Below are 12,672 nucleotides of genomic sequence, written 5' to 3'. Positions count from 1 at the left end.
GAGGTCATATGATTCGTTCGATGCTGTATGCCACTGACCTCGGCCTGTACGCGCCTGTGGTGATGCAGCACGCCCTGGAACTGGCCCGGACATTCAATGCTGACCTGTACGTGGTACACGCAGTAGAACCCATGGGTTTGTTTGCCGAATCGGTGTTGCAGAGTTACCTGGACGAGCAGGCGCTGAACGAGTTTCACAGTCAGGGCCTGAACACGGTCATCGCCAATATCGAGCAGCGGGTGCTCGACAGTTTTCGCGAAGAGTTGGGGGAGGAGGGCGAGCATGATCTGGAACGAATTCAGGCAGTACGCGTGCTGCAGGGCGATCCGTCGCAGGTGATTCTCGACCAGGCACAGAAACTCTCCGTGGATTTACTGATCGTAGGTAGTCACAGCCATGGTGCCGGAGCAGAAACGCCTTTGGGGAGGACCGCCGCGCGGGTACTGCAGTTGTCCAAAGTGCCGGTTTACCTCGTGCCGCTGGTGCAACGTCGTCGCCAAGGGGATCGCTAGAACGCGAATAGTGGCAATCTGCTAAAAAAGTTCTAGATTTATTCTTCAAACCATTAATATAGTTATATACCGTCGCTGATGCCCGTGGCGTCTATCTGCTTTGAGGGATTCATATGAAGCTTCAACAATTGCGCTACATCTGGGAAGTGGCGCACCACGACCTCAACGTTTCCGCTACAGCCCAAAGCCTCTATACGTCGCAGCCAGGCATCAGCAAGCAGATCCGTCTATTGGAAGACGAGTTAGGGGTTGAAGTCTTCGCCCGCAGCGGCAAGCACCTGACTCGCGTTACCCCGGCCGGCGAACGCATCATCACCACCGCTGGCGAGATCCTGCGCAAGGTTGAAAGCATCAAGCAGATCGCCCAGGAATTCTCCAACGAGAAGAAAGGCACCCTGTCGATCGCTACCACCCACACCCAGGCGCGTTATGCGTTGCCACCGGTGATCAGCAATTTCATCAAGCAATACCCGGACGTTGCCCTGCACATGCACCAGGGGTCGCCGATGCAGATCGCGGAAATGGCCGCTGACGGCACCGTGGATTTCGCCATTGCCACCGAAGCGCTGGAGTTGTTCGGCGATTTGGTAATGATGCCGTGCTACCGCTGGAACCGATGCGTGGTCGTGCCCCAGGGTCACCCGCTGACCAAGCTGTCGAAGCTGACCCTCGAAGCCCTGGCCGAATACCCGATCGTGACTTACGTGTTCGGTTTCACCGGCCGTTCGAAACTCGACGAAGCCTTCAGCCATCGCGGCCTGACGCCGAAAGTAGTGTTCACCGCAGCCGACGCCGACGTCATCAAGACTTATGTTCGCCTGGGACTGGGCGTGGGCATCGTGGCGAAAATGGCGGTCGACACCAAACTTGACAGCGACCTGGTGGTACTCGATGCCAGCGAGTTGTTCGAATCCAGCATCACCAAGATCGGTTTCCGTCGCGGCACTTTCTTGCGTGGCTTCATGTGCGACTTCATCGAGAAGTTTGCCCCGCACCTGACTCGCGAAGTCATGGCCAAAGCCATCCAGTGCCACAACAAGCAGGAACTGGAAGAGCTGTTCGACGGCGTTGAACTGCCTGTCCACTAAGCCCGTTTAAACAACCTCGGTGACAGCAAACTGTTGCCGAGCACCCGCCACCAGAATCTCCACCTCATCACCTTCGAACTTGCCCAGAAGGCTTTTGCCCAGCGGCGAGCGCGGGGTGATGACGGTAATCAACTGCCCCACCAGATCGACCTTCAAGCCTGCCGCATCAGGCGCCAGAAACAGCCACTGCTCGCGACCCTTTTCATCTTCCAGGCCAAGCAGCGCGCCGACTTCAATACCGCGCTGTTTGTCGTAAGGGCGCAGCGCAAGGTTCTGGCAAAGCGCCAATGACTGGCGAATTTCCTCGACGCGCTTGGCCTGCCCGGCGGCCAGATAAGACGCTTCCAGTCCCAACGTGTCGTACTTGTTTTCGGCGATGTTTTCTTCGTGGGTCGCGGTCTCGTAGGCCGTTTGCGCAGCGCGCTCGGCGATGTCGAGATCGATCCGCAGTTTGTCGAGAATCAGTTGGTGGACAGTTTGTTTGTTCATGATCAATCGCAGAATTGCAGGACGTTGGCGCGGCTTTTTTCGCTCGGTGCCGTCTGGTCCTGTTGCAGCCAGAACTGGCATTTGGGGTTCGACAGATTGCGGTTGCTGCTGCGCGCTTGATCGAGTCGTTGTGCCTGCTCGTTCTTGCGCAGGTTTTCTTCGTACTGTTCAAAAATAGGACTTTGTGGCGGGATATCCGGCACCGGTTGCGCCACCACGGGCGGAGTGGCCAGATGCTCGATGGCGTGGGCCACGGGGGCCATTTGTTCATTGAACAGAAAGCGTGAAGCCAGCCAGCAGGTCAGCGCGATTGCGATGAACCCCAGCCATAAACCGAGGGCGATGCTGCCGGTCAGTTGCAGAGCGTTGAGTTGAATCGGCAAAGAACGGCGCGGGGTTGAGCGGTAGGGCATGGCTGCCTCCTGGCGGTGGGGTCGCGGGCGTTGGGCGATTGTCGCACGAAGATTAATCGTCGTCGGCTCTTCTGCGCGGAGTAATTTATGCGGACAATCGTTGCCTTTGCCAACGGGAGCCTGGAATGCCTGAAACGAAAACCCGCTGGGATATTTTTTGCACTGTGGTCGACAACTTTGGCGACATCGGCGTGACCTGGCGCCTGGCCCGGCAACTGGTGGCCGAGCATTCGCTGGCGGTACGTTTGTGGGTCGATGATTTGCGCGCGTTCGAACGCCTCTGCCCGGAAATCGATCCCCACGCATCGCAGCAATGGCAGCAAGGTGTTGAAGTGCGGCAGTGGCCGGCCGACTGGCAGCCTGCCGATGCGGCTGATGTGGTGATCGCCGCGTTTGCCTGTCAACTGCCGAGTGCCTATATGGACGCCATGGCTGAGCGGGAAAAACCGCCGCTGTGGATGAACCTCGATTACCTGAGTGCCGAGGACTGGGTGGTCGGCTGCCATGGCTTGCCGTCGGTGAAGTACAAGAATGTACAGAAGTTCTTTTTCTTCCCGGGGTTTTGCAAAGGCACCGGTGGCTTGCTGCGTGAAAGCGGCTTGCTCGAGCGTCGCAGGGCATTTCAGCAAGATCCCGAGGCGCAAGGAATCTTCCTGCAGAGCTTGGGGATTGATCGCGCCAAAGGCGCGCAACTGATCTCACTGTTTGCCTACGAAAACACCGGACTGACCAGTTGGCTGGATACGTTGGCCGGCGATTCGACGCCCACTCATCTATTGGTGCCGGAAGGGCGGATTCTCGGAGATGTCGAGCGTTGGCTAGGGTTGCAGGGGCTGGCGGCCGGTGCGCTGCACGTGCGCGATAGCTTGACCGTGCAAGTGCTGCCGTTCGTCCGACAGGACCAGTACGACCACTTGCTGTGGTGCTGCGATTTCAATGCCGTGCGTGGTGAGGATTCATTTGTCCGCGCCCAGTGGGCCGGCCGGCCGTTGCTCTGGCATATCTATCAGCAGGAAGAAGATGTCCATCTGGAAAAGCTGGAAGCCTTCCTTGCGATCTATACGCAAGCGCTTTCCCCTCAGGCTCGCGAGGCGATGAGCGGTCTCTGGCGGGCGTGGAATGCCGGTGAGAAAATGTCCGATCACTGGCAATCGACCCGCAAACACTGGCCAGAGCTGCAAAAACACGCTGATTCGTGGTGTCTGGAACAGGCCTTGCAGGCCGATCTTGCCGCAGCGCTGGTACAGTTTTATGTAAATTGGATATGATACGCGGCCTAGATTTTTGTAAATCCCATCCAAATTCGGATATTCGCAATGAAAACTGGTAAAGAACTGAAACCCGGTACCGTGATCCGTCTCGAAAACGATCCTTGGCTGGTTCAGAAAGCTGAATTCACCAAGTCGGGTCGTAACAGCGCGATCATGAAGACCAAGCTGAAAAACCTGCTGACCGGTTACAAGACCGAGATCGTTTACAGCGCCGACGACAAACTGGACGACGTAATCCTCGACCGCAAAGAAGCGACCCTGTCCTTCATCAGCGGCGACACCTACACGTTCATGGACACCACCGACTACACCATGTACGAGCTGAACGCTGAAGACATCGAAGCCGTTCTGCCTTTCGTTGAAGAAGGCATGACCGATGTTTGCGAAGCGATCTTCTTCGAAGAGCGTCTGGTTTCCGTAGAACTGCCGACCACCATCGTGCGTCAGGTTGACTACACCGAAGGTTCCGCTCGCGGCGACACTTCCGGCAAGGTAATGAAGCCTGCCAAACTGAAGAACGGTACCGAACTGTCGGTTGCTGACTTCATCGAAATCGGCGACATGATCGAGATCGATACCCGCGAAGGCGGTTCCTACAAAGGCCGTGCTAAATAAGCACTGCTTCAGGAATGAAAAAGCCCGACCATTGAGTCGGGCTTTTTTGTACCTGTTTAAATGTGTGGTGCGGACATTAACTACGGCACAACGCGAAACCTGTAGGCCCGACTTACCGGCGATGGCGGTCTCAAGGGCGCCATCGCCGGCAAGCCGGGCTCCTACAGGCAAGGGTGTTATTTCTTCAGGTGTTGTTTCAACTCTTCGGACGCCTGCAACATCGCCGAACGCACTGCCGGCACCTGACTCACCACGTTCAGCAACCCATAATCGTGGATCATGCCGTTGTAGCGGACCGAGGTCACCGGCACGCCGGCTTCGTCGAGTTTGCGCGCATAGGCTTCACCTTCATCTCGCAGCACATCGGCGCCGGCCGTTTGCACCAGGGCGGGTGGCAGGCCCTTGAGTTGTGCGGTGGTGGCCCGCAACGGCGAGGCGTAGATCTCGTTACGCTGCTTGGCGTCGGTGGTGTAGTTGTCCCAGAACCACTTCATCATGTTCTTGGTAAGGAAGTGGCCCTCGGCAAACTGGTTGTAGGAGGCGGTTTCAAAGTTGGCATCGGTCACCGGCCACAGCAGAACCTGGAACTTGATGGCTGGCGTGCCCTTGTCTTTTGCCATCAGTGCGACGACGGCTGCCATGTTGCCGCCGACGCTGTTGCCGGCCACGGCCAGGCGTTTGCCATCGACGTTGATCTCTTTGCCGTGCTCGGCCACCCATTTAGTCGCGGCGTAAGCCTGGTTGATCGCCACCGGGTAATGGGCTTCCGGCGATGGGGTGTAGTTGACGAAAACCGCCGCCGCACCTGAACCCACTACTAAGTCGCGAACCAGTCGCTCGTGGGTCGGAAAATCCCCCAGGACCCAACCACCGCCGTGGAAGAACATGAACACCGGCAGCTCACTCTTGACCCCGGCCGGCCGGACGATGGTCAGGCTCAGCGGTTGGCCGTCGACTTGAATGGTCTTCTCGCTGACGTCGGCTTTTGGCAGCGTCAGCTTGACCCCGGCCTGCGCGCCCACCAGCACGGCGCGCGCATCGGCAGGCGTCATTTGCTCCATCGGTTTACCGGTGCCGGCATTCAGCACATCAAGAAACGCCTGGGTGTTGTATTCAACGTCGCCGGCGAATGCGCTGTGGATGGACAGGGCGAGAAGGGTACCGGTCAAGACTTTGCTGAAAGTGTGCATGTTCATTTCCTGTTCGGGCCTGGAAGTCAGCGGTTAGACGGTAACGTGCAGACGCACATCAACGTTGCCACGGGTGGCGTTGGAGTACGGGCAGACTTGGTGGGCTGCGTCGACCAGGCTTTGTGCGTCGGCTTGTTCGAGGCCGGGCAGGCTGATGTGCAGGTCGATGTCCAGACCGAAACCGCCGGGGATCTGGCCGATGCCGACATGGGCGGTGATCGAGGCGTCGTCCGGGATGTTGCGTTTTGTCTGGCTCGCGACGAATTTCAGCGCGCCGATGAAGCAGGCGGAGTAGCCGGCGGCGAACAGTTGCTCAGGGTTGGTTGCCGCGCCGCCAGCACCGCCGAGTTCTTTCGGCGTGGCGAGTTTGACGTCGAGAATGTTGTCACTGGAAATCGCACGACCGTCACGGCCACCGGTGGAAGTTGCAACTGCGGTGTAGAGAGTTTGCATGGTGAAAGCCTCGTTCGATTTGATTTGTTTGCGCTAAATGTTTGCGCGCTAAGTAAGTGCGAGATGAATGTATCGCGCTAATGTTTAGTGCGCAAGATAAATTCTTGAAGAAGATTGAAAAAAATAGAAGCGCGATGATGGTGTTCGCTTGGAAGGCTTGAGTTAGAGCTATCGATGAGGGATTTTTTTACAGCAGGAGGGAGCGACCCTGGTGTTGTGCTTTAACGCAGGACAAATGTAGGAGCGAGCCTGATCGCGATGGAGGCGTGTCAGTCAGTACAGATGCCGAATGTGACACTGCTATCGCGAGCAGGCTCGCTCCCACACGGGGATCTTCAGTGGATTGAAGATCAGACGTTGTCTTGCAGGTGACGACGCAGCTCTTGCAGCTCCGCCTGTAGCTTCTGCAATCGCTCCAGGGTCATGCCGCTGGCGCCGAGGATGCATTGGGGAATGTCCCGTGCTCTGTCGCGCAGTGCGCGGCCCTGTTCGGTGAGTTCGACGATTACCACGCGCTCGTCTTCACGGCTGCGGGTGCGGCTGAGCAAGCCTTCTACTTCCAGGCGTTTGAGTAACGGCGTCAGCGAGCCGGGATCGGTCAACAGGCGCGCGCTGATTTCGCCTACAGTCAAGCCATCCTGTTCCCACAGCACCATCATCGCCAAGTACTGCGGATAGGTCAGGCCCAGCGCCTGCAGCAAAGGTTTGTAGACCTTGGTCATCATCAGCGAAGTGGAGTGCAGGGCGAAGCAGGCCTGATTGTCCAGCAGCAGGTCATCGCAGGTGTCCGGGGGGTTGCGCTTGGTGGTCATTTCGAAGCCTTGATCAGTGATCTTCAGAATCTAGCGGGCAAATCTTTAAGGCGCCAGACAATTCTGGATCAGTGGCGGCCCAGATGGGTTTGCAGCACCAGGTCCCACGGCGGGATCGGGCTGAAGCGGGTTTTCAAATATTCGAGGAGTAAGCGGCTACGGGAGTTAGGTTGTTGCTCTAGACGCAGGGCATAGATGCCGGCGCTTTCTGGTTTGGGCAGGCCGTTTTCGCAGAACAAGGGCAACAGTTCGCCTCGCAACAAGTATTCGCTGGCCAGCCAGGTCGGTAGGTGCGCGATGCCCAAACCCGCCAATGCACCGCAGGCCAGTGCCTCGGCATTGTTGGCGCTCATGCGGATGCGCGAAGGACGGTGCATCTGCATCTGGCCGTCCCGTTCGAAGCGCCAGGCGAAGGGCGGGGCGAGACCGTCCCAGTCCAGTCCGTCATGTTCTACCAACTGCGCCTGATCGGTTGGTATACCGCGTCTCTGCAAATAATCGGGGCTGGCGCAGGCAATGCGCACTATGCTTGCCAAAGGCGTGGCGACCAGCCGGGTGTCGGCCAGTTGCCCGGCGCGTAGCACCAGATCGACCTTGCCCAGGTTCAAGCCTTGCATGTCGACAAAACTGTCGATCAGGTGCAGTTGCACGTCGAGGCCCGGATAGAGCGTCAGAAAGTCGGCTATCACGGGTGCCAAATGCCTTCGGCCGAAGGCTGCCGGTGCATCGACCCGAATCAAACCTTCTGGCGCGCTGCTGAGGGATACGGCCTCCGCTCTGGCCAAGCGCAATTCGGCAACGATCCGTCGTGCCCGCTCAGCAAACGCCTGTCCCGCAGGCGTTGCGCGCACGGCGTGAGTGCTGCGAATGAACAACTTGCTGCCCACGGCATGTTCCAGGCTGTCGATGCGCCGAGCCACTGCCGAAGGCGTCAGCGGATGACGGCGCGATGCGGCAGAAAAACTGCCGGTTTCCAGCACGTCCAGAAACAAGCCCAGTTGGTCGGTCAGTTGATTCGGATTCATATGGACTTCAACGCTTGTGCGAGATTGGCACAGCCATTGTGCGTTGCTGTGCGTTTCCCTGCCAGAACCATCTGCGTAGGATGAAAAGCCTACAACGTAGGGGAATCGCTGTGATTGAGTTTTTGTTGTATCTGGTCTTTGGTGCGGCGCTGGGAACCCTTGGGGGCATTTTCGGCATTGGCGGCGGGTTGATCGCCATTCCGCTGCTGGGTGTACTGTTTGGTCTTGACCAGCAGATTGCCCAAGGCACGGCACTGGTGATGGTGGTGCCGAATGTGATGCTGGCGCTGTGGCGCTATCACCAACGCGTCCGCATCGAGTTGCGCCACGCATTGCCACTGGCCTCGATGGGATTCTGTTTTGCCTGGCTGGGGTCAATCTGGGCCGTGGGCATTGATGCGCAAACCATGCGCGTAGGATTTGTGGCGTTCCTGATCGCGCTATCAGCCTACAACCTGGTGCGAATGTTCTTTGCCAGTGCGCCCGCTTCTGCGCAGATGAACTATTCGTGGCCGTGGCTCGGTGTGCTGGGCGCGGCATCCGGCACCATGGGCGGGTTGTTTGGTGTGGGCGGGGCGGTTGTGGCGACACCGGTGCTGACCAGTGTGTTTGGCACCACTCAAGTGGTGGCGCAGGGCTTGTCGCTGGCGCTGGCGTTGCCGAGCACGGGCGTCACCCTGGTCACTTATGCCGTGCACCATCAAGTGGACTGGATGATCGGTGTGCCTTTGGCAATTGGCGGTCTGATGAGCATCAGTTGGGGTGTGAAAGTCGCCCACGCCATGCCGGAACACTTACTGCGTTCGTTATTCTGCGGCTTTCTGGTGCTCTGCGCGGTGATGCTCGCCTTTAAAGTTTGAAGCCTTCAACGATGTGTTCGGCCAGACACTCGGTAATCGGCGACGGATTGTGCAGGTTGCGCAACAGCATGATGCTGGCCTCGGGCAACACCGGCAGATCTTCGGCTTCACCCAGAATGCGCATGTCCGAAGTGACCAGGCTTTCCAGTTGCGCGGTCACCGCCAGGCCGGCACTGACCACCGCCATGATCGCCGACAGACTGTCGCTGTTATACGCCACGCGATAATCGCGCCCCATCGCATCGAGGGCGTTGCAGGCCCACAAGCGGCAGAAGCAATCGCTGTTGAACATTGCCAGCGGCAGCGGGGTTTGCTCGTGGGCGTTGAAGCATTGCGCCTCGGCCCAGACAAATCGCTCTTTGCGCAACAACTGACCAATCTCGTTGCCCGGTTCGCGGGTGACGATGGTCAGGTCAAGATCCTGGCGCAACAGCAATTGTTTTGATGATTCGCAGTGGACTTCAATCTGGATCAGCGGATACGACTGGGCAAACCGTCGCAAAATCCCTGGCAGAAACCGCATCACGTAATCATCCGGCGTGCCGATGCGCACCATGCCGACCATGTGTGGCTCGCGCAGAGTGTTGAACACTTCGCTGTGCAACTTGAGGATGCGCCGGGCATAACCCAGCAGCACCTGGCCTTCCGCGGTCAGTCTCACTTGCCGGCCGTCACGCTGGAACAATTGGCGCTGTAGCACGTCCTCTTCCAGACGCTTCATCTGCATGCTGACGGCCGACTGGGTTCGATTGACCTGCTCGCCTGCGCGGGTAAAGCCACCCTGGTCGGCGATGGCGACAAAGGTGCGCAGCACTTCGGTGTCGATACTCGGGTAGGCAGACATTCATCAATCTCCGAGATGTGTAACATCAGAAACATTCGTTGGATTGATCTTAGACCTGGGGCGAGACTGAAGCCATCCAAACGGAGGGCAACAAGATGAAAGGTCAACATGAGTTTCACGGCGCAGAGCACCATTCGGTTCACTTGATATCCGATCTGCTGCACAAGATCAGCCGCTGGTACGAGCTGCATCGCGAGCGCGAACTGCTGGCAAGCTTGAGCGATGAAGCACTGAAAGACATCGGCATGAGCCGTGCGGATGTAGAGCACGAGTCGATCAAGCCGTTCTGGAACGACCCGATGCATAAATGATGATGGCATCGCTACACAAACCACTTACCGGTGAGGTAGGTTGCGAGCAGACAAGGAGATGCCCATGCCCGCAACGTTGTCCTTTACCCTCAAACAGGCTCGGCGTCTGGCACTGGTCGCCCAAGGGTTCAACGGGCGCCAGTCGCCAGCGACGATCAAACCGGTTCAGATCAACCGTCTGATCGAACGGCTGGGCATTTTGCAGATCGATTCCGTCAATGCATTGGTGCGTTCGCACTACCTTCCGTTGTTTTCCCGATTAGGTTCCTATTCTTCTGACTTGCTCGACCAGGCTGCCTGGAGTTCGGGGCGACGTCGCACGCTGTTTGAATACTGGGGCCACGAAGCTTCATTGCTGCCCTTGTCCATGTACCCATTGATGCGCTGGCGCATGCAGCGCGCAACACGCGGCGAAGACATCTATCAGCAATTGGCACGTTTTGGCCGAGAGCAGCAGGACACCATTCGTCAGGTGCTGGCTTCGGTTGAGGAGCGGGGCGCATTGGGCGCCGGCAGCTTGTCTACCCGCCAGGAACGGGCGGGGCCTTGGTGGGACTGGAGCGCGGAAAAGCATGCGCTGGAATGGTTGTTCGCCGCCGGTGAAGTGACCGTGGCCGGGCGGCGCGGATTTGAACGGCTCTATGACTTGCCGGAGCGGGTGATTCCCTCGGCCATTCTGACGCAGTCCTTGCTCAGCGAGGCTGAGGCCCAGCGTGGTCTGTTGCTGCACGCGGCAGCAGCCTTGGGCTTGGCCACCGAGAAAGACTTGCGGGACTATTTTCGCTTGAACCCGGCCGACAGTCGCCCGCGTCTGGCGGAACTGGTCGAGGCGGGTCAGTTGCTCACATGCGAAGTCCAGGGCTGGCGGCAACCGGCGTATCGCCTGCCTGAGTGCAAGGTGCCGCGCAAGGTCGAAGCCAGCGCATTGCTTTCACCCTTCGACTCGCTGATCTGGGAGCGCAGCCGCACCGAGCGGTTGTTCGACTTTCGCTATCGACTGGAGATTTACACGCCACAGGACAAGCGGGTCTATGGCTATTACGTCTTGCCGTTTTTGCACAATGAGCGGATTGCTGCGCGGGTTGATCTGCGAGCCGAGCGGGCAGCGGGGCGGTTGGCGGTGCATGCGGTGCACGAGGAAGAGCCGGGGCTGGACGAAGAGGGGATGTTGGCGTTGGCGGTGAATCTGCGGCGGATGGCGGATTGGCTGGGGCTGGCGCAGGTTCAGTTGAATTGCCAACGGGCCAGTGCGGATCGGTTGCGGGTGGCCTTCACCCAAGCCGGTATCGACTGACCTGACGCCATCGCTGGCAAGCCAGCTCCTACGGATGTTGTGCCGTACGCACTAGCGCCGCACAACGTAAATCCTGTAGGGGCTGGCTTGCCAGCGATAGAGGCGACGCAACTTAACGTCGAACCTGTTTCAAGGTTTCAGCAATCAAAAACGCCAGTTCCAGCGACTGATCGGCATTCATCCGCGGATCACAATGGGTGTGATAACGGTCCGATAAACCATCTTCAGTAATCGGTCGCGCGCCCCCAATGCACTCGGTCACATTCTGCCCGGTCATCTCGATGTGAATACCGCCGGCATAGGTGCCTTCGGCTTCGTGAACCTGGAAGAACTGCTTCACCTCACCCAGAATCTGCGCGAAATCGCGGGTCTTGTAGCCGCTGCTGGCCTTGATGGTGTTGCCGTGCATCGGGTCGGAACTCCAGAGCACTTGCTTGCCTTCACGCTGCACCGCGCGGATCAGTTGCGGCAGGTGATCGCCGACCTTGTTTGCGCCCATCCGCGCAATCAGGTTCAGGCGACCCGGATCGTTGTCAGGGTTGAGAATGTCGATCAGGCGGATCAGGTCATCGGTGTTCATGCTCGGGCCGACCTTGACCCCGATCGGGTTGTTCACCCCGCGCAGGAACTCGACGTGGGCACCGTCCAGTTGACGGGTGCGGTCGCCGATCCAGAGCATGTGCGCCGAACAGTCGTAATAGTCATTGGTCAGGCTGTCGCGACGCACGAACGCTTCTTCGTAGTTCAGCAGCAGCGCTTCGTGTGCGGTGAAGAAACTGGTCTCGCGCAGTTGTGGCGAACTGTCCATGCCGCAGGCGCGCATGAAGGCCAGGGTTTCATCGATGCGGTCAGCCAGGTGGCTGTATTTTTCCGCCAGGGCCGAGTTGGCGATGAAGTCCAGGTTCCACTTGTGCACTTGATGCAGGTCGGCAAACCCGCCCTGGGCAAAGGCACGCAGCAGGTTAAGGGTCGCGGTGGACTGGTGGTAGGACTGGAGCAAACGTTCCGGATCCGGCACGCGGCTTTTTTCGTCGAAACCGATGCCGTTGACGATGTCGCCACGGTAGGCCGGCAGGGTCACGCCGTCGATGGTTTCGTCGTTGGCCGAGCGCGGCTTGGCGAATTGCCCGGCCATGCGCCCGACCTTGACCACCGGGCAACCGGCCGCGAAGGTCATGACAATCGCCATTTGCAGCAACACTTTGAAGGTGTCACGGATCTTCGCGGCGGAGAACTCGGCGAAGCTTTCGGCGCAGTCGCCGCCCTGCAGCAAAAACGCTCGACCCTGGGTCACTTCGGCAAACTGACGGCGCAATTCCCGGGCTTCACCGGCAAACACCAGCGGCGGATAGCTGGCCAGCGTTTGCTCGACGTGCAGCAAATGCGCTGCGTCAGGGTATTGGGGTTGCTGCTGGATCGGCAGGGCGCGCCAGCTGTCAGGGCTCCAGGGTTGGCTCATCACGGTCTCTGTTGTTTTACGCTCGGGCGTTCATGT

Annotated in this window: 15 protein-coding genes; 7 read left to right on the top strand and 8 right to left on the bottom strand. The window is 58.6% G+C overall.

Annotation, left to right across the window (positions count from 1 at the left end):
- Positions 1-8: 8 nt before the first annotated feature.
- Both ABVN21_RS15570 and cysB read left to right on the top strand, forming a co-directional pair.
- Complete coding sequence (locus ABVN21_RS15570) at positions 9-512, top strand: universal stress protein (RefSeq protein WP_339552754.1); 504 nt, start codon at positions 9-11, stop codon at positions 510-512.
- A gap of 113 nt (positions 513-625) precedes the next feature.
- Positions 626-1,600: an HTH-type transcriptional regulator CysB gene (gene cysB, locus ABVN21_RS15565; protein WP_007899921.1), complete on the top strand. Its 975-nt coding sequence runs from the start codon at positions 626-628 to the stop codon at positions 1,598-1,600.
- A gap of 6 nt (positions 1,601-1,606) precedes the next feature.
- On the opposite strand, the gene ABVN21_RS15560 is transcribed toward cysB, so the two are convergent.
- Positions 1,607-2,089 (bottom strand): transcription elongation factor GreAB, encoded by a 483-nt coding sequence (locus ABVN21_RS15560; protein WP_339552755.1) that lies wholly within the window; start codon positions 2,087-2,089, stop codon positions 1,607-1,609.
- Between the two features lie 2 nt (positions 2,090-2,091).
- Positions 2,092-2,502: a hypothetical protein gene (locus tag ABVN21_RS15555; protein ID WP_339552756.1), complete on the bottom strand. Its 411-nt coding sequence runs from the start codon at positions 2,500-2,502 to the stop codon at positions 2,092-2,094.
- Positions 2,503-2,627: 125 nt separating this feature from the next.
- Here ABVN21_RS15555 and earP point away from each other — a divergent pair, with 125 nt between their 5' ends.
- Positions 2,628-3,770, top strand: a complete 1,143-nt coding sequence (earP, locus tag ABVN21_RS15550) for an elongation factor P maturation arginine rhamnosyltransferase EarP (protein ID WP_339552757.1) — start codon at positions 2,628-2,630, stop codon at positions 3,768-3,770.
- 48 nt (positions 3,771-3,818) lie between these two features.
- Complete coding sequence (locus ABVN21_RS15545) at positions 3,819-4,388, top strand: elongation factor P (RefSeq protein WP_007943632.1); 570 nt, start codon at positions 3,819-3,821, stop codon at positions 4,386-4,388.
- A 176-nt stretch (positions 4,389-4,564) separates the two neighbouring features.
- Here the strand turns inward: ABVN21_RS15545 and ABVN21_RS15540 are convergent, their stop codons facing one another.
- The 4 genes from ABVN21_RS15540 to ABVN21_RS15525 form a co-directional block, all read right to left on the bottom strand.
- Positions 4,565-5,578: an alpha/beta hydrolase gene (locus tag ABVN21_RS15540; protein ID WP_339552758.1), complete on the bottom strand. Its 1,014-nt coding sequence runs from the start codon at positions 5,576-5,578 to the stop codon at positions 4,565-4,567.
- A 33-nt stretch (positions 5,579-5,611) separates the two neighbouring features.
- Positions 5,612-6,031, bottom strand: coding sequence for an organic hydroperoxide resistance protein (locus tag ABVN21_RS15535; RefSeq protein WP_339552759.1), 420 nt, complete (start codon positions 6,029-6,031; stop codon positions 5,612-5,614).
- Positions 6,032-6,381: 350 nt separating this feature from the next.
- On the bottom strand, positions 6,382-6,843 hold the full coding sequence (locus ABVN21_RS15530; protein WP_339552760.1) for a MarR family transcriptional regulator: 462 nt from the start codon (positions 6,841-6,843) through the stop codon (positions 6,382-6,384).
- A gap of 68 nt (positions 6,844-6,911) precedes the next feature.
- A complete protein-coding gene (locus ABVN21_RS15525) occupies positions 6,912-7,868 on the bottom strand; it encodes a LysR family transcriptional regulator (protein WP_339552761.1) in 957 nt (318 codons plus the stop codon).
- 110 nt (positions 7,869-7,978) lie between these two features.
- On the opposite strand from ABVN21_RS15525, the gene ABVN21_RS15520 reads away from it, so the two are divergent.
- Positions 7,979-8,728 (top strand): sulfite exporter TauE/SafE family protein, encoded by a 750-nt coding sequence (locus ABVN21_RS15520; protein WP_339552762.1) that lies wholly within the window; start codon positions 7,979-7,981, stop codon positions 8,726-8,728.
- Here the strand turns inward: ABVN21_RS15520 and ABVN21_RS15515 are convergent.
- Positions 8,718-9,572: a LysR substrate-binding domain-containing protein gene (locus ABVN21_RS15515; protein ID WP_339552763.1), complete on the bottom strand. Its 855-nt coding sequence runs from the start codon at positions 9,570-9,572 to the stop codon at positions 8,718-8,720. The genes ABVN21_RS15520 and ABVN21_RS15515 overlap by 11 nt on opposite strands.
- Positions 9,573-9,667: 95 nt before the next feature.
- Here ABVN21_RS15515 and ABVN21_RS15510 point away from each other — a divergent pair, with 95 nt between their 5' ends.
- Positions 9,668-9,883 carry a DUF1127 domain-containing protein gene (locus ABVN21_RS15510; protein ID WP_339552764.1) on the top strand — a complete coding sequence of 72 codons (216 nt, stop codon included), beginning with the start codon at positions 9,668-9,670 and terminating at the stop codon, positions 9,881-9,883.
- 64 nt (positions 9,884-9,947) lie between these two features.
- Positions 9,948-11,177: a winged helix-turn-helix domain-containing protein gene (locus ABVN21_RS15505; protein WP_339552765.1), complete on the top strand. Its 1,230-nt coding sequence runs from the start codon at positions 9,948-9,950 to the stop codon at positions 11,175-11,177.
- A 112-nt stretch (positions 11,178-11,289) separates the two neighbouring features.
- Here the strand turns inward: ABVN21_RS15505 and ABVN21_RS15500 are convergent, their stop codons facing one another.
- Entirely contained in the window at positions 11,290-12,636 is a 1,347-nt protein-coding gene (locus tag ABVN21_RS15500) for a class II 3-deoxy-7-phosphoheptulonate synthase (protein WP_339552766.1), read from the bottom strand.
- Positions 12,637-12,672 lie beyond the last annotated feature (36 nt).

Origin of the sequence: Pseudomonas sp. MYb327, from assembly GCF_040438925.1 — a bacterium.
Classification (GTDB): Bacteria; Pseudomonadota; Gammaproteobacteria; order Pseudomonadales; family Pseudomonadaceae; genus Aquipseudomonas.
The sequence above is the reverse complement of the archived record's forward strand: the minus strand, read 5'-3'. Positions and strand labels throughout refer to the sequence as shown.